Consider the following 20254-nt stretch of genomic DNA (forward strand, 5'->3'; position numbering starts at 1 on the left):
GTGGTGGAGCCAAGCGGGATCGAACCGCTGACCTCCTGCATGCCATGCAGGCGCTCTCCCAGCTGAGCTATGGCCCCGTGTTACCGAGCCGCCTATCTTACCAACGTATTCACCTTTGTGGAAGCTTTTTTTTCGCTTTCTTTGTTTTGGTTCACCAGGGCCACGAGGGCAGGGGAACCGCAACGCCACAACCTGAACGCCGGTAGGCGGTGAACAAAAAAGACCCGGTTATCGGCCGGGTCCTCGTTGTTCGTGATGAGTTGGCGTCCCCACGGGGATTCGAACCCCGGTCGCCACCGTGAAAGGGTGATGTCCTAGGCCTCTAGACGATGGGGACGCACGAAAACTTCAAGTTGTAGATCTTCGACGGCCTAATGTCGAAGTGGTGGAGCCAAGCGGGATCGAACCGCTGACCTCCTGCATGCCATGCAGGCGCTCTCCCAGCTGAGCTATGGCCCCACGTCGCTGAGGAGCGAAATAATAGCTGTGCCCCCGGGGGTTGGCAAGCGTTTGTTGCACTTTTCTTCACGTCCGTTGCGAGGTCGATGTCAGCCGCCCGGCAGACGCTGCGCGCGCAGGCGCAACGCGTTGCTGATGACCGATACCGAACTGAGGCTCATCGCCACCGCAGCGAGCATCGGCGACAACGAAATGCCCCAAGGCACCAGCACGCCGGCCGCGACCGGAATGCCCAGCCCGTTGTAGAGGAAGGCGAAGCCGAGGTTCTGCCGCATGTTGCGCACGGCCGCACGCGACAACTGGCGCGCACGCAGGATGCCACGCAGATCGCCCTTCACCAGCGTGATCTGTGCGCTGGACATCGCCACGTCGGTGCCGGTGCCCATGGCGATGCCGACGTTGGCGCTGGCCAGTGCAGGGGCATCGTTGATGCCGTCGCCGGCCATCGCCACGACGCGACCCTGTGCCTGCAGCTGCTGCACCAGTGCGGTCTTGTCGGCGGGGCGGCTTTCGCCGTGTACCTCGTCCAGGCCCAGGGTGGACGCAACGGCCTGCGCGGTCAGCAGGCCATCGCCGGAGGCCATGATGATGCGCAGCCCATCGCGGTGCAGCGCGGCGATCGCTTCGGCGGTGGTCGACTTGATCGGATCAGCCACTGACAACAGGCCTGCAAGCTGCCCGTCCACCGCCAGGTACATCACGCTGGCACCACGACGGCGCAACGCATCGGCCTGTTCCTGCACGGCGGCCACCTGTACCGATTGCCCGGCCATCAGCGCGGTGTTGCCCAGCCACATCGCGCGGCCGTCCACGCGGCCCCGCACGCCCAGGCCGGTGATCGAATCGAAATCCTCCACCGCCAGCAATGGCAGTCCACGCGTGCGTGCAGCGGTGACGATGGCTTCAGCCAGCGGATGCTCGCTGCCCTGGTCCAGGCTGGCCGCCCACTGCAGCACCTGGGTGTCTTCGAACCCCGCGCCGGCATGCACGGCATCGAACGCCGGGCGGCCCTCGGTGAGCGTGCCGGTCTTGTCGATCACCAGCGTATCGACCTTGCCGAGTGCTTCGATGGCTTCGGCATCGCGGAACAGCACGCCATGCTGCGCGGCGCGGCCGGTGGCGACCATGATCGACATCGGCGTGGCCAGCCCCAGCGCACACGGACAGGCGATGATCAGCACCGCCACCGCGCTCAGCACGCCATGCGTCCATGACGGCTCCGGTCCGAACAGGCCCCAGCCGAACAGCGCCAGCGCGGCCACGGCCAGTACCGCCAGCACGAACCAGTACGCCACCTTGTCCGCCATGCGCTGCATCGGCGCGCGCGAACGCTGCGCCTGCGCCACCAGCTGCACGATCTGCGCCAGCATGCTGTCATCGCCCACGCGTTCGGCTTCGATCACCAGTGCGCCGGAACCATTCAGGGTCGCGCCGATCACGCTGTCGCCAGCCTGCTTGGTCACCGGTACCGGTTCGCCGGTCAGCATCGATTCGTCCAGTGAGGAGCGGCCCTCCAGCACGCGGCCGTCCACCGGCACTTTTTCGCCGGGGCGCACACGCAGGCGGTCGCCTGCCTTCACCAGCGCCAGTTCGACGTCATGCTCGCTGCCATCGGCGTCGATGCGCCGCGCGGTCTTCGGAGCCAGGCCCAGCAGGGCCTTGATCGCTGCCGAGGTCTTGGCCCGCGCACTCAGCTCCATCAACTGGCCGAGCAGGGTGAGCGAGATGATCACCGCCGCCGCTTCGAAGTACACGCCGACGTGGCCGTGCTGCTGGAACGAGGGCGGGAACACGCCCGGTGCAACCGTGGCGACCACGCTGTAGCCGTAGGCGGCGATGACGCCGGTACCGATCAGCGTCCACATGTTGGGGCTGCGGTTGCCGATCGACTGCGCCCAGCGTTCGAGGAACGGCCAGCCGGCCCACAACACCACCGGCGTGGCCAGCGCGCCCTCGATCCACACCCGCAGCGTCGGCGACAGCGCATGCAGCAGCGGCGTCATCGCCAGCATCGCCAGCGCCATCGTCGCCACGCTCAGCGGCAGCGACACCCAGAAGCGGCGGCGGAAGTCGGCCAGTTCCGGATTCTCGCCTTCGTCCAGGCTGGGCATCATCGGTTCCAGCGCCATGCCGCAGATCGGACAGGTGCCGGGGCCTTCCTGCACGACTTCCGGGTCCATCGGGCAGGTGTAGAGCGTGCCCGCGGGGACCTTGGGGGCGATGTATGACGACGGAGCGAGGTAACGCTGCGGATCGGCGATGAATTTCTGCCGACAGCCACCACTGCAGAAGTGGTAGTCCTGGCCCCGGTGATGGGCGTGATGCGCGGTGCTGGCCGGGTCCACTTCCATTTCGCAGACCGGGTCCTTCACCGTGGCTGGCGCGTTCTTCGCGCTGCCACAGCAGCCGCCTGCAGTGGGCGACGGGCCGTGGCCGTGGTGGGAATGTCCTGTGCTCATGCGTTGTCCTCGGTCAGCGCGGCGAGGATGGGGCACTGTTCCAGCGCACCATGGCCGGGGCAGGCGTCCACCAGCTGTGCCAGTGCGGCCTGCATGCGCTGCAGTTCGGCCATCCGTTGCTCGATGTCGAGCAGGCGGGCCTGTGCCGTATCGCGCACGCTGGCCATGTCCTGCTGGTGGCGGTCGCTCAGTGCCAGCAGCTCGGCGATCTCCTCCAGGCTGAAGCCCAGCGCCTTGGCCCGGCGGATGAACCGCAGCCGGCGCAGGTCCTGTTCGCCGAAGATGCGGTAGCCGCCGGCAGAGCGCGCCGCGGTGGGCAGCAGCTGCTGGCGTTCGTAGTAGCGGACGGTGTCGATCGGCACCCCGGCCTCGCGGGCCAGCTGTCCAATATTCATGGCGCACTCCTGGTGGATGCCGCCATTGTCAACCCTGGAGTCTGGTCAAGAGTCAAGGGTCTGTGGGTTTTCCCCATTCAGCGCACTTTGCAACTTTCTTCATAGCCCTGCCGTTGCGGCACTTCCTACCCTTCGCCTGAACCGGCCGCTCGACGGCCTGAACGAATGGAGGAGGGGAGTGTGGAGGGACTGAACAACGAGGTTTTCGTCGAGGTTGCCGTGGTGGAGTATCCGGGGGGAGATCCGTCTGCAGCTTCGGTATTGGCTGAAATGGCCCATGTGGCCAATCGCCTGGCCCAGCAGCAGCGGCGCCCCAGTGCCCGCGTGCTGGTCACCCGCTGGATCGTGCCGGCCAGCAATCGCGGTGTGAACCGCATCGCCGGTGCGGAAATGCTGGATGCGGCGATTCCTGCCGTGATCGCCCTGCCGGGCCAGGTCAGCCCGGTGGTCTCGGTGCGCGCCGAGGAAGTCCTGCTGGACTGGCTGCGTGCGCATTACGACGGCGGCAGCCTGTTGGCTGCGGCGGCCGACGGCGTCGGCGTGCTGGCACGGGCGGGTCTGTTGGCCGGGCGCACCGTGTCGGGCCCGGATCTGCGGCGCCATCCGGGCCTGCAGGGCCAGGCCGCCAGCTGGGCCCCGAGTGAGCGTGCGCTGGTCGATGATGGCGACCTGCTCACCGTGGCCGGCCCACAGGCATGGCGCTATCTGGGCCTGCGTCTGCTGTATCGCCTGCACGGCCAGGGTGTGGCCAGCGCGGTCGCGCAGCAGCTGGGCATCGTCGTGCCGGCGGGCGTGCAGCAGGACCTGGAGCGGTTCAGTGCCAACTTCGCCCACGGTGACCGTGATGTGCTCAAGGCCCAGCGCTGGTTGCACACCACGTCTGCACGCGGGGCGACGCTGCCGGCCATCTGCGAGGTCTCCGGCCTTGAGCCGAGGACGCTGCAGCGCCGCTTCCTGAAAGCCACCGGGCTGCGCCCCATCGAGTATTGCCAGCGGTTGCGCGTGGCCAAGGCGCAGACCCTGCTGCAGCAGGGCGCCAGCATCGACGAGGTGGCCTGGGGCGTGGGTTATGCAGACCAGAGCGCGTTCCGTCGCCTGTTCCTGCGCATCGTTGGCATGACGCCGGCCAACTACCGGCGGCACGTGAACTGCAAGCGGCGTGAGCGCGCCTTGCCGGCACCGGCGGCGATGGCATCGCGGGCCGTGCCGGTGGTACCGGTTGCGGACTCGCGGCTGGACGCGGCCTGACAACCACGGGCAGAACGCCGCGCTTGCAACGCGGGCGCGGCGCTCCGACCATGCAGGACTCGGGAATGTGGTGCAGGTGATGTAATGGCAAGTGTGGGGCCGGTGCCGATGCCGGTAGTGGTAATCCTGATCTGTCTGCTGCTGGCGATGGGCATCGCGCGGCTCTGGCCGGCGCGCCAGCCCATGCCGCCGCGGCCTTCGGGCGCGGGCCAGGTGCTGGACATGCTGCTGGTCGGCCTGCTCTGCGGCCGTGTGTCCTTCATTGCCGCCAATTTCGCCTTCTATCGTGACGCGCCTTGGAGCATGTTGCAGATTGCCGATGGCGGCTACCACGTGGTGGTAGTGCTGGCTGCCGCGCTGGGATGGGGTGTCTGGCGCCTGCGTCGCCATCCTTCGCTGCGTGTTCCGGTGCTGTGCAGCGCACTCGCGGGTGCGCTGGTGTGGGGCGTGGGCAGTTATGGTCTGTCGCAGTGGCAGGCCAACACGCTGTCCCTGCCGGCGGTGCAGGTGGTGGATGTGCAGGGGCAGTCGCTGGACCTGGATCGATTCCGTGGCAAGCCCGTGGTATTGAATCTCTGGGCCAGCTGGTGTGGCCCATGCCGGCGCGAAATGCCGGTTCTGGCCCGCGCGCAGCAGGCCCACCCCGAGCTGCAGTTCATCTTCCTCAACCAGGGAGAAGGCCAGGATGAGGTGCAGCAGTTCCTGGCTGCAGAGCAGCTTGCACTGCGCGATGTCCTGCTGGACGAGCCTGCGTCGGCCTCCACCGCGCTGGGCGTGCGCGCCTATCCCTCGACCCTGTTCTTAGATGCGCAGGGGCGCCTGCAGGATCTGCACCTCGGTGAGCTGACCCATGCCGGTCTTGAACACAAACTGCGCAGGCTGCGGTAGCCTGCGCGGGCATTTCCCTTTGGAGTTCCCATGCTGTCGATTTACCTGCGCACCGCGCCTGCGGTGCTGATCCTGCCGATGCTGCTGGCCATGACCGCCTGCAGCCAGGCACAGACGCCGCCAGCCAAGACGCCCGCCGGCACCGCTGCGGCGGCCCCTGCGGCAGGCAAGGGCGAGCGCCCCGCGGTCCTGAAGGGCATCGAGAAGCACGGCTTCGAGGTCGTTTCCGAATTTGATGCGCCGGGCGGCCTGCGCGGCTTTGCCGGCGTGGTCGGTGGCCAGCAGCCGGCGGCGGCGTATGTGACAACGGATGGCAAGCATGTGCTGGTCGGCAGCCTGTTCGATGCCGAGGGCAACGACGTGGCCGCCGAGGCGGTGGAGAAGCTGGTGTCCGCGCCGATGTCGGCCAAGATGTGGTCCAAGCTGGAAGCCAGCGCGTGGGTGCGTGACGGCAAGGCCGACGCGCCGCGGATCGTTTACACCTTCAGTGACGCAAACTGCCCGTATTGCCACAAATTCTGGGATGCGGCGCGTCCCTGGGTGAATGCAGGCAAGGTGCAGCTGCGTCACATCATGGTCGGCGTGATCCGTGAAGACAGCCCGGCCAAGGCCGCAGCCATCCTGACCGCCCGCGACCCCAGTGCCGCGCTGCTGGAGAACGAACACCAGTTCGACCGAGGTGGCATCAAGCCGCTGCCAAGCATCAGCCGCGAGGTGGCTGGCAAGCTCGACGCCAACCAGGTGCTGATGGTGGAAATGGGCTTCCAGGGTACGCCGGGCATCCTGTTCCAGAATGCCGAGGGCAGTGTCGAGCGCCGTGCCGGCCTGCCGCAGGGCGACGACCTGCTGAAGGTGCTGGGTCCGCGCTGACCGCGGCGCTCACCCGTGATCAACAGCAGGCCCGCATGGCAACGTGCGGGCCTGCTGCATTCTGCGACAGGGCGGCGGGATACGGCTGCGCAGTAAGTGGTGCGGCGTCACTTATGAATAGTGACTGAGATCAAGCATCGTAAGTTGATCGCAATCAAGGCTGAAAGCGACAGGTTCGCTAGCCTCGACGCATGGATTCCAGCGTCAACACGACAGGGACAGCGTCACGGATCTGCCTGGAACAGGTGATTCATGCCGCGTCATTCACGACACTCTCACTTCGGGCTTGTTACCCAGACGCCTGCGGTCGCCACCTCGCTGGCAGCGCAGCCGCAGTCGACCCACCCACGGAAAACACGGGGCGATGTCATCGTCCTGTTGCCTGCAGCATGCAGGCTGCCTGCGGGCATCGACGCAGTACTCCGCAACCCAGCAACGGCAGGTCGCTGTCGGGAACGCGCAGGCGTCCCGCCTGGCAGTGTCTGGCAGGTGTTCGTCCATGGAGGATGCAATGCGCTTGGCAGGACTGAGTCTGGCATGCATGGCGGCGATGGCGGCAACGCCGGCCCATGCTGAGGAGGAGGACGCGCAGGCTCTGCGGCGCGAGATCGTGACCCTGCGCCGGGAACTGGAAGGCATGCAGCAGCGCCTGGACCGCCTCGAACAGCGCGAAGCCCTTGCCAATGCGGCGACGACAGCATCCGCTGCCCCGCCAGCCACGACCGCTGTGCTGCATCCCACCCAGGTGCCCGGCGTGGCATCGCCGGTGCTGCCACAGCGTGAATCGGTGGCCGACCCCTCCACTGCAGCGTCGCGCCCGGACAGCGCTGCGGGCCCGACCGATCCTGACCTGAAAGGCTTCTTCGCCATCCCTGGCACGGACACCGTCATCCGCATCGGTGGCTACGCCAAGCTCGATGCCATCGCCGATTCACGCGCGGCCGGCGACGAGGACCAGTTCATACCTTCGTCGATACCCGTGGGCGGCAGCCACCGCGATGTGTCCAACTTCAACATCCTCGCCAAGCAGACCCGCTTCAGCTTCGAGGCGCGGCGGCCGACCACGCACGGCAACCTGCGCTTCTACCTGGAAAATGACTTCTTCGGCAGCAGTGACGGCTACCAGTTCCGCCTGCGCCATGCCTATGGCCAGCTCGGCAATACCTATGCCGGTTACGGCTATTCCAGCTTCATGGACGCCGACAGCCTGCCCGACACCCTGGACTTTGCCGGGCCGGGCGGCGCGGGCTATCTGCTGGTGGCCGGCATCCACCACAGCTTCACGATGGGCATGGGCAATACGCTGACACTGGCCGCCGAGGATCCGGACACCGAACTGGCCGGGGCCAGCGAGACGCGGGCGGCCGCCAACCGTCTGCCCGACGTCAGCGTTACCGCCCGCATGGAACGCGACTGGGGCCATCTGCAACTGGGGGCGGTGGCCCGCAGCCTGGCCTATGACGGTGAGGGCGAGCGCGACCGGCGCATGGGCGGGGGCCTGCAGCTCAGCGGCTCGGCGGCGGTGGGCGAACGCGACCTGCTGCTGTTCGGTGCGCTGGGCGGGCGCGGCCTCAGCCGCTACACCGCCGACCTCACCGGTTCCGGGCTGGATGCGGTGGTCGATGCCAACGGGCGACTCGATGCGCTGGACCTGCACGGCGGCTTCGTCGGCTACACCCACTACTGGTCGCAGCTGTGGCGCTCGAACCTGATCTTCGGCCAGCTGACCCTGGAGCGGAACAGCGCACTGGCCGCCGAGGCGTTCCGCGAAAGCCGCTACGGCGTTTTCAACCTGATATGGAGCCCGGCACCGTCGTGGACGATGGGCATGGAGCTGCTTTACGGACGCCTGGAACAGCAGGGCGGCGCGCGCGGCGACACGGTCCGGGTACAGGGCAGCCTGCAATACAACTTCATCAGATAGCCGCCAGCGGTCGACGCCAGCGCGGCCAGTCCCCATGCCCGGTGCTGCCGGGCCAATGCCAGCTTCAGGAGAGTGTCATGGCAGAAGCAAAGAAGATCGGGGTGGTCGGAGCCACCTTCCTCGTCGCCGGCAACATGATGGGCTCCGGTGTATTCCTGTTGCCCTCCAGCCTGGCCAAGATCGGCACCGCCTCCATCTGGGGCTGGCTGATCACCACGGCTGGCGCGCTGCTGCTGGCGTTCGTATTCGCCAAACTGGGCAAGTTGGCGCCCAAGGCCGGCGGCCCGTATGCGTATGCGCGTGACTGGTTCGGGCCCTACATGGGCTTCCAGACCAACACCATCTATTGGTTCGCCAACTGGATCGGCAATGTCGCCATCCCGATCGCCGCCGTGGGCTACTTCAGCTATTTCTTCCCGATCCTGTCCGAACCTTTGGTGCGCTGCATCGCGGTGCTGGCGCTGGTATGGGCGCTGAGCTTCGCCAACGTGATCGGCCCGGCCTTCGTGACGCGGGTGCAGACGGTCACCACCAGTTTCGCGCTGGTACCGATCCTGGGCATCGCGATCTTCGGCTGGTTCTTCTTCGATGCGGACATCTTCAAGGGCGCCTACAACGTGTCGGGTGAGTCGAACTTCGGTGCGATCTCCAGCGCGGCGGCACTGACGCTGTGGGCCTTCATCGGCGTCGAGTCGGCCTCGGTGACCGCGGGCGTGGTCGAGAACCCGGAAAAGAACGTGGCCCGCGCCACGCTGGCCGGCGTGTTCCTGGCGGCCATCGCCTACATCGCCAGTTCCTCGGTGATCATGGGCATGGTGCCGAATGCGGAACTGCAGCTGTCCGATGCCCCGTTCGCGCTGGCGGCAGCCAAGGCCGTAGGCGGGTGGGGCGGGGCGCTGGTCAGCCTGTGCGCCTTCGTTGGCGCGGCCGGTTCACTGGGTGGCTGGATCCTGCTGACCGCACAGAGCGCGAAGGCCGCCTCCGATGATGGCCTGTTCCCCAGCATCTTCAGCAAGACCAACAAGGACGACGTGCCGGTCAAGGGCGTGCTGATCGTGGCGATGCTGATGACCCTGGCGGTGCTCGTCACCTCGACCTCGGAAACCGCATCGGCGCAGTTCGATGTGATCACCTCGGCTGCCGTGGTGCTGACCCTGCTGCCGTACATCTATTCGTGCGTGGCCTGCTACTTCGTGGTCGAGCGCTCGCACACCCTGGTGCACACCGGTGCGTTCTGGACCTTGACCAGCCTGACCGTCGTGTACTGCCTGTGGGCGATCTACGGTTCGTCGGGAAGCATCGTGCAGTACGCCTTCCTGTTCGTGCTGTTCATCACCGTGTTCTATCCCTTCTTCAGCGAGGAGCGTCGCCAGCAGCGGCAGCGCGCTCGTGAGGCATCGGCCATCGGCGCCGGCACCCAGCGTTCCTGAGTTCGACAAGGAGAATCAACGTGTACTTCAAGTCTCTGGATTACCCGGTCATTGTCATCGACAACGACTACGAGTCGCCGCGCATCGGCGGCATCCTGATCCGCGCGCTGGTGGAGGAGCTGCGTGGCAACGACCAGCGCGTGCTGTGCGGGTTGAACCTGGATGATGCGCGTGCCGGTGCACGGACCTACGTGGCCGCCTCGGCGGTGCTGATCTCCATCGATGGCAGCGAGGAAGTGGACGGCGAGTTCCAGCGCCTCACCGCGTTCCTGCGCGAACAGAGCGCGCGCCGCGCCAACCTGCCGGTGTTCCTGTACGGCGAGCGGCGCACCATCGAGAAGGTGCCGAGCAAGCTGCTCAAGCACATCCATGGCTTCATCTTCCTGTTCGAGGATACCAAGAGCTTCATCGCGCGGCAGGTGATACGCGCGGCCGAAGACTACATGAAAAACCTGCTGCCGCCGTTTTTCAAGGCGCTGATCCACCACGCCGCCGAATCAAACTATTCCTGGCATACACCGGGCCATGCCGGTGGCGTGGCCTTCACCAAATCGCCAGTGGGGCGCGCCTTCCACCAGTTCTACGGCGAGAACACCCTGCGCAGCGACCTGTCGATCTCGGTGCCTGAACTGGGCTCGCTGCTCGACCATACGGGCCCGATCAAGGATGCCGAGGAAGAGGCCGCGCGCAACTTCGGTGCCGACCACACCTTCTTCGTCACCAACGGTACCTCGACCGCCAACAAGATCGTCTGGCACGGTACGGTGGCCCGCGGTGACGTGGTCTTCGTCGACCGCAACTGCCACAAATCGCTGCTGCATGCGCTGATCATGACCGGTGCGGTGCCGGTGTACTTCACCCCCAGCCGCAACGCCCACGGCATCATCGGCCCGATCAGCCTGGACCAGTTCACCCCCGAATCACTGCAGCAGCGCATCGCCGCCAATCCCTTGGCAAGCCAAGCCTATAGTGCCGGGTCAAAGCCGCGCATCGCGGTGGTCACCAACTCAACCTACGACGGCCTGTGCTACAACGCCGAGAAGATCGCCGACGAGATCGGCAGTGCGGTGGATTTCCTGCACTTCGATGAGGCCTGGTACGCCTACGCGGCGTTCCATCCGTTCTACGAAAACCATTACGGCATGGCCAAGGGCAAGCCGCGCGAGCAGGACGCGATCATCTTCACCACCCATTCGACCCACAAGCTGCTGGCCGCGTTCTCGCAGGCGTCGATGATCCATGTACGCAACTCGGCGCAGCGCAACCTGGACGCCGAGCGTTTCAACGAGTCGTTCATGATGCACACCTCGACCAGCCCGCATTACGGGGTGATCGCGGCCTGCGACGTGGCGTCGAAGATGATGGAGGGCGATGCCGGCCGTTCGCTGGTGCAGGAGATGCATGACGAGGCGATCGCCTTCCGTCGCGCGATGCTGCATGTGCGCGACGACCTCGGGCGCGAGGACTGGTGGTTCAGTGTTTGGCAACCCACCCAGGTCGAGCGGAGCCTGGACAAGGGCGATACGCCGGCGCCAATGGTGGCCAAGCGCGAGGAGTGGTACCTGCAGCCCGATGGCCACTGGCATGGTTTCGAGAACCTGGTCGACGACTACGTGCTGATCGACCCGATCAAGGTCACCCTGCTCACCCCGGGCCTTTCGATGGACGGCAGCATGGGCAGGCTGGGCATTCCGGCGGCGGTGCTGAGCAAGTTCCTGTGGAGCCGTGGCATCACCGTGGAGAAGACCAACCTCTATTCGGTACTGTTCCTGTTCTCGATGGGCATCACCAAGGGCAAGTGGAGCACCCTGGTGACCGAGCTGATGGCATTCAAGGAACTGTATGACCGCAATGCGCCGCTGAGCCAGGCGCTGCCGACGCTGGCTGCCGACTATCCGGTTGCCTACGCCGGCTGGGGCCTGCGTGACCTGTGCGATGCGCTGCACGCGTTCAATCAGGAATTCGCGGTGGCCAAGGTGATGCGCGAGATGTACGTGGATCTGCCGACGCCGGTGATGACCCCGGCCGATGCCTACAACCATCTGGTGAAGGGCGAGATCGAGCGGGTCGACATCGAGCAGATCAGCGGCCGCATTGCCGCCACGATGCTGGTGCCGTACCCGCCGGGCATCCCGACCATCATGCCGGGTGAGCGTTTCGGTGCCAGCGATGAGCCGATCATCCAGTCGCTGCGGATCGCCCGTGAGCAGAATGCGCGTTTCCCAGGCTTCGAATCGGACGTGCACGGGTTGATCATCGAACACGACGGCGATGGCGTGTCGTACCGGGTGGAGGTGCTGAAGGCCTGACCCGGGGGGTAGAGTCGAGCCATGCTCGACTCTACAGCTGCGGTGAGAGCAGTCGTCCGGTTTCAGAGGGGCTTGTACTGGATCTGCGCTGCCAGTATGCGCAGGCCATCGGCACCGCTGGAGAGGATGCGTTCCTCGCCCACGCCCTTCAGGCGCTGCAGCTGGAAGCCGTCTTCGACGGGCAGGCGCGCGGCGAGGGCGTCCAGATGCTGCAGGGCGCCCGGGCCCTCGCAGTCGAACTGCCCCCAGTACTTGCCGTGGCGATGGATGGTCAGGCGGTAATGCATCACGGGTTCTCCGGCAGGTGCTGCAGCCACTGCGCGAACATGGCGTTGGCTGCAGCGGCCAGCGGCGCGCCGTAGCGACGGGCCTGCGCACGCAGGTCGTTGGGGTCGATGCCGGCCTGGGCCAGCTCCAGGGTGTGGCCGATCAGCCAGCGCTCGAACGGGTGTGCATCCAGTTCCGGATGGCATTGCAGGGCGAGGGCATGGTGGCCGACAGCGAAGGCCTGGTGGCGGCAGGCCGGCGTGCTGGCCAGGCGCTGCGCACCGTCGGGCAGTTCGAAGGCTTCGCCATGCCAGTGCAGCACCGGGATGCCCTGTAGGGCCTGCAACGGGGAGCGCTGGCCATCTTCGGTGAGCAGCAGCGGCGCGAACCCGATTTCCTTGCCACCACTGGCCGCGACCGTGGCGCCCAGCGCGCGCGCCATCAGCTGCGCGCCCAGGCAGATCCCCAGTGTCGGCCGCTGCTGCTGCAGGCGGTGGTGCAGCAGGGCGATGCTGTCGGCCAGGAACGGATAGAGCGTTGTGTCATTGACGCTGATCGGGCCGCCCAGGACCACCAGCAGGTCGGCCGCTTCGGCGTGCGCGAGCGGATCGACGCCGGCCTGCAGGACCTGTACGGTCCAGCCCTGTGCAAGCAGCAGGGGGTGCAGCGTGCCCAGGTCTTCGAAGGCAACGTGCTGCAGCACCACGGCGTGCTTGCGGGCAGCGGCCGTCATGCCGGTTCCCCGGCGCTGGGCCAGTAGAAGCTGTCCGGCGTCGCGCGCGCGCCGAAGATGGCCTGGCCGATGCGGACCACGGTGGCACCTTCTTCGATGGCGACCTCGAAATCGCCGGACATGCCCATCGACAGTTCTGGCAGGTCGATGCCCGCCGGTGCGGCGCGCTGCAGCTGGTCGCGCAGTTCGCGCAGGCGCACGAAGCAGGCGCGTACGCGTTCGACGTCGGGGGTGAAGATCGCCAGGGTCATCAGCCCGCGCACGCGCAGGCGGTCGAAGGCGGGAAGCTGCTGCACGAAGGCAGTGACGGCGTCCGGTTCCAGGCCGTACTTGCTGGGTTCGGCCGAGGTGTTGACCTGTACGAACACGTCCAGCGTGCGGTCTTCCAGCTGCAGCCGCTGCTGCAGGGCGCCGGCCACGCGCAGGCTGTCCAGGGCCTGGAATTCGCGGGCGAAGCGGGCGACATGGCGGGCCTTGTTGGTCTGCAGGTGGCCGATGACCGACCAGTGCACCCCGAGGTCAGCCGTGGCTTCGGCCTTGCGCTGGGCTTCCTGCACTTTGTTCTCGCCCAGCTCGTGGCAACCGGCGGCCACAGCCATGCGGATGCGCGCCTCGTCGACGGTCTTGCTGACCGGCAGCAGGCGCACGCTGGCTGGGTCGCGGCCGGCGCGCATGCAGGCATCGGCGATGCGCTGGCGCACGGTGACCAGGTTGGCAGCGATCTGTTCGACGGACTGGGCGACGGGCCAGTCGGCGGCGGCTAGGGGCATGGGGGACCTCCGGTGCGGGGCGGCCAGGGTGGGATACACTGGCACAGGACAAGTATTAGTTTGGCATAGGACAAAATGAAAATCACCGGGCGCAGTGCCGAGGCCATTTTCGACAGCATTCGTGAGGGTATCGGCAATGGCCAGCTGGCCGCGGGCAGCGTGCTGCCGCCGGTGCGGGAGCTGGCCGAGCGGCTGGGGGTGAACAGGAATACCGTGGCGGCCGCCTACAAGCGCCTGGACGGTGCCGGCCTGGCCAGCACCGGCGGCCGCCGGGGCACGGTGGTGCGTGGGCCGGCACAGGCCATGGCCCGCGAGGGAAGTGCGCCGGGGCTGGCCCTGCACGACCTGGCCGGTGGCAACCCGGATCCGCGACTTCTTCCCACGCTGCGCGTTCAGGCCGCGTCCCCGCGGCTCTACGGGGCGGAGACGGTGGATGTGCGCATGCAGCGGCTGGCGCGCGCCTCGCTGGATCCGCATTGCCCGGCCGGCTATGCGCTGGAACTGACCCATGGGGCGGTGGATGGCATCGAGCGCCTGCTGGCGGCGTGGCTGCTGCCGGGTGACCGCATCGCGATCGAGGATCCGTGCTTCCTTGGCAGCCTGAACGTGCTGGCCGCGGGCGGGCATGCGGTGCTGCCGGTGGCGGTGGATGCGCATGGCATGCAGGTGGAGGCGCTGCGTGCGGCGCTGGAGGCCGGTGCGCGGGCGGTGCTGCTGACCCCGCGTGCGCACAATCCCACCGGCGCCAGCCTGGATGCGAAGCGGGCGCGGGCGCTGCGGCAGCTGCTGGCCGGTTACCCGCAGGTGGCCGTGTTGATCGACGATCACTACGCGCTGCTTTCGCAGCAGCCCTACCATTCGGTGCTGCCGGACGATGGCCGGCGCTGGGCGCTGCTGCGTTCGCTGTCCAAGGCGCTGGGGCCTGACGTGCGGCTGGCGTGGCTGGGCTGCGATGCTGCCACTGCCAGCGTACTGCGCCTGCGTCTGGCGGCCGGCACCGGCTGGGTCAGCCACCTGCTGCAGGATGCGGCCAGTGCGGTGCTTGAATCGGCGCCGCAGCGGGCGAAGATCACCGCCGCGGCTGAGCGCTACCAGCAGCGCCTGCAGTGGTTGCAGGAACTGCTGCGCGCCCGTGGGCTGCCGACGCCGCTGTCGATGGAGGGCTTGAACCTGTGGCTGCCTCTGCCGGGTGACAGTCGCGCGCAGGTGCTGGCGCTGGCGGCGCGCGGCTGGCATGTGCGTGGTGGTGAGGTGTTTGCGGTGGCCGCACCGGCGCATGGGCTGCGCATTACCTGTGCGGCGTTGTCGACGGCGCAGTTGCGGCAGTTGGCCGATGACCTGGTGGCGGTGTGCGGTGTGTAGCGTCGAGCTAGCTCGACTCTACAAGGGTGAGCGCTCAGGGCGCGGCGTTGGCGCCAGGTCGCACGTAGTAGGTCTGGCCGGTGTCATCCAGGAACACCAGTTCCGGCTTGCCCTGCCATGAGGTGAGCATGGCGCCGGTGTTGTTCTGGTGCCGCACCATCAGGCTGGCGCCGCGATCGGGGTTGGCTACGACCTTGAACACTTCGGTGGTGCCACTGGCATCGTCCAGGGTGAGCAGGGCTTCGCCACCGCGGTCGCTGGTGCCGTAGCCCCCGCGTTCGGAGCCATCGGGGCCGAGCAGGATCATGCCCGACAGTGCAGTGGCGCGCGGGCCCTGCGGTTTGCCCTTGCTGAGCGGATCGGGCACGGGGGCGCCGAGGATGACGCGGGCCTGGCCCTTGTCATCGTGGATGACCAGGCCGCGGGCTTCGATCACCCGTTGCGGTGATTGGCTGTTGTGCAGGTTCCAGGCGGTCCAGCCGGAAACGAGCAGGGCGAGGGTCGACACCCCCAGGGTGGTCAGCATCAGTGCGCGGGCCATCGTTCGTCCTTCCTTGGATGTGCCGACGATAGCGGATGCAAAAGCGGATGGGTAGGGCCGCGCGGTCAATGGAAATCGCGGCTGTGGCTGCGCAGGCCCTGCAGCAGTTCATCCAGGCACAGCATGCGCTGCACGATCACATGCTGCACGCCGTCTACGCGTTCCAGGCGACCGTCGATCTGCATCAGCTGGGTATCGACCAGCACGCGGTGCTGGCGATCGGCGACGTGCCGCCAGACCACGGCATTGACCATGCCGGTCTCGTCTTCCAGGGTGAGGAAGGTGACGCCGCTGGCGGTCTGCGGGCGCTGGCGCATGCGTACCAGGCCGGCGATGCGCACGCGGCGTCCATGGCCGTGGCCTGCCAGCTGCGCGGCGTCGAGGCAGCCACGGCTGCGCAGCTGCGCGCGCAGGAAACTGATCGGATGGCGGCCGAGCGTGGTGCCGGTGCTGCGGTAATCGGCCTGCATGTCCTCCCACGCGCTGGGCAGGGGCAGGGCCACGCGGGCCTCGGTGGTGGCGCGGGCCTGGTCGAACAGCGGCAGCCGGTTTTCCACGCCGGAAATATCCCAGCGCGCACGATGGCGGTGGCCGCTCAGCCCACGCAGCGCACCGGCATCGGCCAACAGGCCCTGCTGGCGCCGGTCCAGCCCGGTGCGCTGGCAGAGATCGCCGACATCATCGAACGGGCGGCGCGCGCGTTCGCGCATCAGTGCCTGCACTGCCGTTTCGCTGCAGCCATCGATCAGGCGCAGGCCGAGCCGGATCGCCGCTGCCCCCTTGCTGAAATCCAGGCTGCAGTCCCAGTCGCTGTGGCGCACATCCACCGGCAATACCGTGATGCCATGACGGCGCGCATCCTGCAGCAGCTGGTCGGGGCTGTAGAAACCCAGCGGCTGGCTGTTGATCAGGCTGGCGGTGAACGCGGCCGGGTAATGGCACTTCAGCCAGCAGCTGGCATAGGTGAGCAGGGCGAAGCTGGCCGCATGGCTCTCGGGGAAGCCATAGCTGCCGAAGCCCTTGATCTGCTCGAACAGGCGTTCGCCGAACTCCAGGCTGTAGCCGCGGTCGAGCATGCCGGTCAACAGCTTTTCGCGATGCGGCTCCAGCCCGCCGTGGCGCTTCCACGCGGCCATCGAGCGACGCAGTGCATCGGCTTCGCCGGCACTGTAGCCGGCGGCATCCACCGCCAGCTGCATCACCTGCTCCTGGAACAGCGGCACGCCCAGGGTGCGCGCGAACACGCGCTCCAGCTGGGGTGGATAGAGCGGGTTGTCCGGATCGTTCAGTGCCTCGGGGCCCTGTTCGCGCAGGATCCTCCGCCGCTCCAGGTAGGGGTGCACCATGTCGCCCTGGATCGGCCCCGGGCGCACGATCGCCACTTCGATCACCAGGTCGTAGAAGGTGCGCGGCTGCATGCGTGGCAGCATCGCCATCTGCGCGCGCGATTCGATCTGGAACACGCCGATGGTTTCGGCGGCGCAGATCATGTCGTAGGTCGGGCCATCCTCGTCTGGAATCGCATCCATGCGCCCTTCGTGCAGGCCGTGCTGCTGCAGCATGGCCAGGCACTTGCGGATGGCGGTGAGCATGCCCAGCGCCAGGCAGTCGACCTTCATCAGGCCGGTGGCGTCGAGGTCGTCCTTGTCCCACTGGATGACGGTGCGCCCGGCCATGGCCGCGTTCTCCACCGGTACCAGGGTGGACAGCGGGTGTTCGGAAATGACGAAACCACCCGGGTGCTGCGACAGGTGTCGGGGGAAATCGATCAGCTCTCCGGTGAGTGACAGCAGGCGCCGCATCAGCGGCGTGTCCGGATCGAAGCCGCGTTCGCGCAGGGTGTCCGGCAGCGGGATGTTGCCGCCCCAGTGGTCCATTGCTGCACCCAACTCATTCACCTGGTCCATCGGCAGGCCGAGCGCGCGGGCAACATCACGGATCGCGCTGCGGCCGCGGTAGCTGATCGCCACGGCGGTGAGCGCGGCGCGCTCGCGGCCATAGCGGTTGAACACGTACTGCAGCACTTCCTCGCGGCGCTCGTGCTCGAAATCGATGTCGATGTCCGGTGGCTCGTCGCGCTCATCGGAAATGAAACGTTCGAACAGCAGGTTGCTGCGCGCCGGGTCGATCTCGGTGACGCCGAGCACGAAGCACACCGCCGAATTGGCCGCCGAGCCACGCCCCTGGCAGAGGATCTGCTGGCTGCGGGCGAAGCGCACGATGTCCTGCACGGTGAGGAAGTAGGAGGCGTAGTTCTTCTTGGCGATCAACGCCAGCTCGTGTTCGATCTGCGCGCGCTGCGCCGGCTGGATGCCTCTGGGCCAGCGCTCGGGAATGCCTTCTTCCACCAGTGCGCGCAGCCAGCTGTCAGGCGTCTGCCCGTCGGGCACCAGCTCGCGTGGGTAGGTGTACTGCAGCTGGTCCAGTGTGAAGTGGCAGCGCTCGGCGATGCGCAGGGTCTCGGCCAGCAGCTCGGGGGGATACAGCTGGGCCAGCGCACTGCGCGGGCGCAGGTGGCGTTCGCCGTTGGGAAACAGTCGCCAGCCGGCTTCGGCCACGCTGCAGCGGTGGCGGATCGCGGTAAGCGTGTCCTGCAGGGCGCGACGGCGGCGCACATGCATGTGCACGTCACCGCTGGCCACCAGCGGCAGAGCATGGCGTTCGCCGAAGGCCTGCAGCTGCTGCAGGCGGCGCACGTCGTCGTGTTCGTGGTGCAGTTCCACCGCCAGCCACAGGCGGTCGTCGAAGGCGCTGCGCAGCAGCGGCAGGTGGCTGGCATCGGGCTGGCGGTCCAGCCACAGGCACAGCAGGCCCTCGGCCAGGCCGTGCAGATCCTCGCGCAGGCAGCGGTATTCGCCCTTGCCCGCGCGCCGCCGGCAGGTGGTGATCAGCTGGCACAGGCCGGCATAGGCCTCCTGGTCGGTGCACAGCAGGGCGATCTTCGGCCCATCCTCGATCTGGAATTCGGCACCGATGAGCAGCGCCACGCCGTGCGTCTTCGCTGCCTGCCAGGCACGCACGATGCCGGCCAGCGAACACTCATCGGTGATCGCCAGGGCGCGGTAGCCCTGGCCGGCGGCACGCGCGAACAGCTCATCGGCGGTGGACGCGCCGCGCTGGAAGCTGAAGGCCGACAGGCAATGCAGTTCGGCATAGGCAGGGAAGGCGGCGGCCATGGTGGTTCAACCGAACCAGCCGTGCAGCATCCACGGCGCATGTGGATCGTTGCGCGGACGGAAGGCCCAGCCGCGCTGGCCGTGCGCGGTTTCCACCACGTAGTAATCGCGGCGCGCGTCGGCCTGGTCCCACCAGCCCGATTCGATCCGCTCCGGCCCGGCGACGATGCGCAGGCGTGGGTCACGCAGCGGCTGTGGCGCGTCCAGCAGCCAGCCGGGGCGCAGCGGCCAGTACGCAGGCGGCTTGGCCGCCGGCTGGGTGCCGCTGGCACATTCGGGGCGATGGTCGGCCTGCACCGCCAGCGGCTGCACGGCGTCATCGCCGAGGCGTGCGCGCAGGCGCTCGCGCAGCTGGGTCCACGGCATCGCCTGTGCCGGGCGGGTGTCGAACAGATCACGCGCGGCCGGCACGAACGGTGGCAGGTGTTCGGCCTGCAGGCGCAGCGCCCGGCTGCCGGCGGGCAGGGCGAAGGCTTCCATGCGGTTGCGGGCGATCTCGAACAGCAGCGCGGCATCGCGCTCGGGGGCCAGCAGGCCGATGGTCAGCACGCTGGCCGGCAGCAGGTCGTGTTCGAAATACAGGTCGAAGCGCTGCACGCCGCCATCGCGCGAACAGAGGAAGGCGGCCAGGTCCAGCAGCAGGCGGCGCAGCGGGAACAGCAACGCCTGGCTGGATTCGATCTCGTACTCGAATTCGATGCGGGCATCGAAGCGGTCCGGCGGCTGGTAATAGCGCAGTGGCGGCGCTGGCAGGCCACGTAGTGCATCCAGCTGCTGCAGCACATCGGGGGCGAAGCGCCGGGCCAGGCTGTCGCGCGGCAGGTCGAGCGCGGCGCCCAGCGTGCGCAGGCCGGAGCGGCCGAGCACGGTGACCGCTTCGGCGGGCAGGCCGCAGCGCGACAGGGGCAGCTGCGCGAGCAGCGCCGGCAGCTGCTGCATGTCGACGCCCAGGCCGTCGTGCACGTTGGCCAGCACGCGTGCGGCATGCGGGGTGGGCGCGGCCACCAGGCGGTGGCGGAAGCCCAGCTCGTGCAGTCCATCGCGCAGGCGTTTCTCGATCTTCAGCCAGTCACCGAACAGGGCACGGCTGGCGCCGATTTCCAGCACCAGCGCATGCGGGAAATCGAGGCTGACCTGCGAGCTGTAGGCATAGGCCCAGCTGGCCAGCAGCTGGCGGGTGTGCTGTTCGGCGCTGGGGTCGTAATCGTGCAGCTGCATGTCCTGCACCAGCACCTGCGCGGCCGACAGCAGCATGCCCGGGCGCAGGCCGGCCGCGCGCGCCGCCGGACTGACCGCACGCAGCACGCGGCGCTGCGCCGGCCCCTGCAGCAGCACCAGCGGCCGCTGCGGGTCCGGCTGCAGGCGCAGCACGCTGTCCAGCGCCAGCTGCGGCAACAACAGGCAGGCCCAATGCATGGTGCGG

15 protein-coding genes and 3 tRNA genes are annotated in these 20254 nt (G+C 67.6%); 7 read left to right on the forward strand and 11 right to left on the reverse strand.

Features of this window, described 5'->3' with window-relative positions:
* Position 1 precedes the first annotated feature (1 nt).
* The 5 genes from NQ204_RS09690 to NQ204_RS09710 all read right to left on the reverse strand — a co-directional run bounded on the left by NQ204_RS09690 (position 2) and on the right by NQ204_RS09710 (position 3313).
* Positions 2-77, reverse strand: a tRNA-Ala gene (locus tag NQ204_RS09690).
* Between the two features lie 184 nt (positions 78-261).
* Positions 262-337: transfer RNA gene (locus tag NQ204_RS09695), tRNA-Glu, on the reverse strand.
* A 46-nt stretch (positions 338-383) separates the two neighbouring features.
* A tRNA-Ala gene (locus NQ204_RS09700) sits at positions 384-459 on the reverse strand.
* An 89-nt stretch (positions 460-548) separates the two neighbouring features.
* A complete protein-coding gene (locus tag NQ204_RS09705; protein ID WP_256643744.1) occupies positions 549-2918 on the reverse strand; it encodes a heavy metal translocating P-type ATPase in 2370 nt (789 codons plus the stop codon).
* Positions 2915-3313, reverse strand: a complete 399-nt coding sequence (locus NQ204_RS09710) for a heavy metal-responsive transcriptional regulator (RefSeq protein WP_116863996.1) — start codon at positions 3311-3313, stop codon at positions 2915-2917. The genes NQ204_RS09705 and NQ204_RS09710 overlap by 4 nt, the downstream gene beginning before the upstream one ends.
* A 180-nt stretch (positions 3314-3493) precedes the next feature.
* On the opposite strand from NQ204_RS09710, the gene NQ204_RS09715 reads away from it, so the two are divergent.
* The 6 genes from NQ204_RS09715 (at position 3494) to NQ204_RS09740 (ending at position 11982) form a co-directional block, all read left to right on the forward strand.
* On the forward strand, positions 3494-4561 hold the full coding sequence (locus NQ204_RS09715) for a GlxA family transcriptional regulator (protein WP_243402711.1): 1068 nt from the start codon (positions 3494-3496) through the stop codon (positions 4559-4561).
* A gap of 84 nt (positions 4562-4645) precedes the next feature.
* The gene (locus NQ204_RS09720) at positions 4646-5449 is read left to right on the forward strand and encodes a TlpA disulfide reductase family protein (RefSeq protein ID WP_256643745.1); all 804 of its coding nucleotides are present in this window, start codon (positions 4646-4648) and stop codon (positions 5447-5449) included.
* A 30-nt stretch (positions 5450-5479) separates the two neighbouring features.
* Entirely contained in the window at positions 5480-6319 is an 840-nt protein-coding gene (dsbG, locus tag NQ204_RS09725) for a thiol:disulfide interchange protein DsbG (RefSeq protein WP_256643746.1), read from the forward strand.
* A 511-nt stretch (positions 6320-6830) separates the two neighbouring features.
* Positions 6831-8243, forward strand: coding sequence for a DcaP family trimeric outer membrane transporter (locus NQ204_RS09730; RefSeq protein ID WP_256643747.1), 1413 nt, complete (start codon positions 6831-6833; stop codon positions 8241-8243).
* Between the two features lie 77 nt (positions 8244-8320).
* Positions 8321-9673: an arginine/agmatine antiporter gene (adiC, locus tag NQ204_RS09735; RefSeq protein WP_116864000.1), complete on the forward strand. Its 1353-nt coding sequence runs from the start codon at positions 8321-8323 to the stop codon at positions 9671-9673.
* Positions 9674-9693: 20 nt separating this feature from the next.
* Positions 9694-11982: an Orn/Lys/Arg family decarboxylase gene (locus tag NQ204_RS09740; protein WP_116864001.1), complete on the forward strand. Its 2289-nt coding sequence runs from the start codon at positions 9694-9696 to the stop codon at positions 11980-11982.
* Positions 11983-12044: 62 nt separating this feature from the next.
* Here NQ204_RS09740 and NQ204_RS09745 read toward each other — a convergent pair whose 3' ends face one another.
* Genes NQ204_RS09745 through NQ204_RS09755 form a run of 3 tightly spaced genes read right to left on the reverse strand, consistent with a single transcriptional unit; the run spans position 12045 to position 13752 of the window.
* Entirely contained in the window at positions 12045-12269 is a 225-nt protein-coding gene (locus tag NQ204_RS09745; protein ID WP_116864002.1) for a hypothetical protein, read from the reverse strand.
* Entirely contained in the window at positions 12269-12982 is a 714-nt protein-coding gene (locus NQ204_RS09750; protein WP_116864003.1) for a glutamine amidotransferase, read from the reverse strand. The genes NQ204_RS09745 and NQ204_RS09750 overlap by 1 nt, the downstream gene beginning before the upstream one ends.
* Entirely contained in the window at positions 12979-13752 is a 774-nt protein-coding gene (locus NQ204_RS09755; protein ID WP_116864004.1) for a YggS family pyridoxal phosphate-dependent enzyme, read from the reverse strand. Before NQ204_RS09755 ends, NQ204_RS09750 begins: the two co-directional genes overlap by 4 nt.
* A gap of 75 nt (positions 13753-13827) precedes the next feature.
* On the opposite strand from NQ204_RS09755, the gene ptsJ reads away from it, so the two are divergent.
* Complete coding sequence (ptsJ, locus tag NQ204_RS09760; RefSeq protein ID WP_116864005.1) at positions 13828-15114, forward strand: MocR-like B6 salvage transcription factor PtsJ; 1287 nt, start codon at positions 13828-13830, stop codon at positions 15112-15114.
* 34 nt (positions 15115-15148) lie between these two features.
* Here the strand turns inward: ptsJ and NQ204_RS09765 are convergent, their stop codons facing one another.
* The 3 genes from NQ204_RS09765 to NQ204_RS09775 all read right to left on the reverse strand — a co-directional run bounded on the left by NQ204_RS09765 (position 15149) and on the right by NQ204_RS09775 (position 20247).
* A complete protein-coding gene (locus NQ204_RS09765) occupies positions 15149-15655 on the reverse strand; it encodes a hypothetical protein (RefSeq protein WP_116864006.1) in 507 nt (168 codons plus the stop codon).
* Between the two features lie 65 nt (positions 15656-15720).
* Positions 15721-18831 (reverse strand): error-prone DNA polymerase, encoded by a 3111-nt coding sequence (locus tag NQ204_RS09770; protein WP_116864007.1) that lies wholly within the window; start codon positions 18829-18831, stop codon positions 15721-15723.
* Between the two features lie 6 nt (positions 18832-18837).
* Positions 18838-20247 (reverse strand): Y-family DNA polymerase, encoded by a 1410-nt coding sequence (locus NQ204_RS09775; protein WP_256643748.1) that lies wholly within the window; start codon positions 20245-20247, stop codon positions 18838-18840.
* Positions 20248-20254: the final 7 nt, after the last annotated feature.

Source organism: Stenotrophomonas testudinis (assembly GCF_024499815.1).
Taxonomy (GTDB): Bacteria; Pseudomonadota; Gammaproteobacteria; order Xanthomonadales; family Xanthomonadaceae; genus Stenotrophomonas.